2 protein-coding genes are annotated in these 1515 nt (G+C 67.7%); both read right to left on the reverse strand.

All coding sequences use genetic code 11. The features are described 5' to 3' along the window. Positions 1-720, reverse strand: a 720-nt coding sequence (locus BSP109_RS16540; protein ID WP_146001226.1) for a Clp protease N-terminal domain-containing protein, incomplete at its 3' end; no start/stop codon positions are given. 124 nt (positions 721-844) lie between these two features. After that, entirely contained in the window at positions 845-1396 is a 552-nt protein-coding gene (locus tag BSP109_RS16545; protein WP_219618586.1) for a DUF4188 domain-containing protein, read from the reverse strand. Between the last annotated feature and the right edge of the window lie 119 nt (positions 1397-1515).

Genomic DNA, 1515 nt, shown 5'->3' on the forward strand with positions numbered 1-1515 from the left:
GATGAGAACGGGGTTGTTCTTCGTCCGGCGAGCGAGGATCTCGATGGTCTCCTCGATCTCGTCGCCGCGGCCGATGACCGGGTCGAGCCGACCCTCAGCGGCGAGCGCGGTGAGGTCGGTGCCGAACTTCTCGAGCATCGACTCCTCACCACCGGTCTCACCGGAGGCGTTCGCATTCTGCTTCGCCTCGGCGGCCTGAGCACCGGCCTGCAGCGTGGCCTGGGTGACCCCGGCCTGCGCGAGGATCCGCCCGGCGGGCATCTCCTGGTTGAGGACGAAGGCGAAGAACACGTGCTCGGGGTCAACGTAGGTCGATCCGAAAGCACGTGCCACCTGGTAGGCGTCGAGCAGTGCCTTCTGGGCAGCGCCCGTGAGCGTGGGCGCACCGTCGCCGGTGCGTGATTCGGCTGCCTCGGGCAGTCGTTCGTCGATCGCGGTCAGGATCGCCTCGGCGTCGGCGCCCATCTGACGCAGCGACGCCGAGCCGTGCTCGGATTCGACCATGACGCGCAGCAGGTGCAGCGCGTCGACCTCTTCCTGGCCGCGACCGCGGGACAGGGCGGCGGCACCGTCGACGACCTCCCGGGTGCGCTTGGACAGCAGCCGGTTGATGTCGACGGAACGGCCCTGACGTGGGGTGTTCTGACCCTGCAGGTAGCGGGCGAGGAACTCGTCGAACGAGCCCTCGCCGCCGCTGGAAGGTCCGAAGAAGTTAGCCAAAGTGACCTCCTCTTGAAAGTTGAGTCAGGGTGACTCAGTTAAGTCCTTTGACCCAATCAACGAGAATCACTTCGGGGTTATTCCCCGCCCGAATCCGAGCGTGAGCGAGGGCGGCGCGGTCGCCTCACCGGTCGCGACGCGCCTGCCGGTCACGGGCGCGGGCGCTGCGCGGACCGACCGGACGGGTGCCGACGGCCTTCGCGAGGCCCAACGGCGGCGTGCCGACGTACATCGACTCGGCCCCGGCGACGGGGAACGTCTCATGCCAGACGCCGACGGCGTTCGGCGCCGAGCGGGCCCGCTTGTTGAACGCCGTCCAGGCCGGACGGTGCTCGGATTCGGGGGCGGCGGCGTAGCTGTAGATCTTCTCGAGCGAATCCCAGACCGGGCGGGGCCAGGGCCCACGGGGACCGAACCCGAGCCGGTAGCCGCGCATTCCCGAGTCCGGGTCCGCGGAGAGCTCGGCGAGCATCCGCGGCATGGCCGCGAAGACCGGTATCCACTGGTCGAAGCGCCACCATCGGCGGATCCGCATGCCGATGATGAAGACGACGAGCTCGCCGTCGTAGTCGTGGGTGAGCTTCTCCGGCCCGGGGACCGCTCGCCGCGAACTCGTCGGCGCGCCTGCGCCGGTCGGTGGATCAGTCGCCTCTGGTGTGTTCGCTGTCGTCGCCATCGCTCGCCCCTGCCATAATGGATATCTGCACTCTCCAATATTGGATACCTTGACTCTCCAATGTCAAGGGTCGGTCGACATTCGTCTCCGATGAACGAAACGAGGTCCGCATGCGCATC

The organism is Brevibacterium sp. Mu109, assembly GCF_900169375.1.
In the GTDB taxonomy this organism is placed as follows: domain Bacteria; phylum Actinomycetota; class Actinomycetes; order Actinomycetales; family Brevibacteriaceae; genus Brevibacterium; species Brevibacterium yomogidense_A.

What these genes read in the sequence shown, in the direction of transcription:
- BSP109_RS16545 (WP_219618586.1), bottom strand. Translation starts at nt 1,396, where the DNA reads ATGGCGACGACAGCGAACACACCAGAGGCGACTGATCCACCGACCGGC.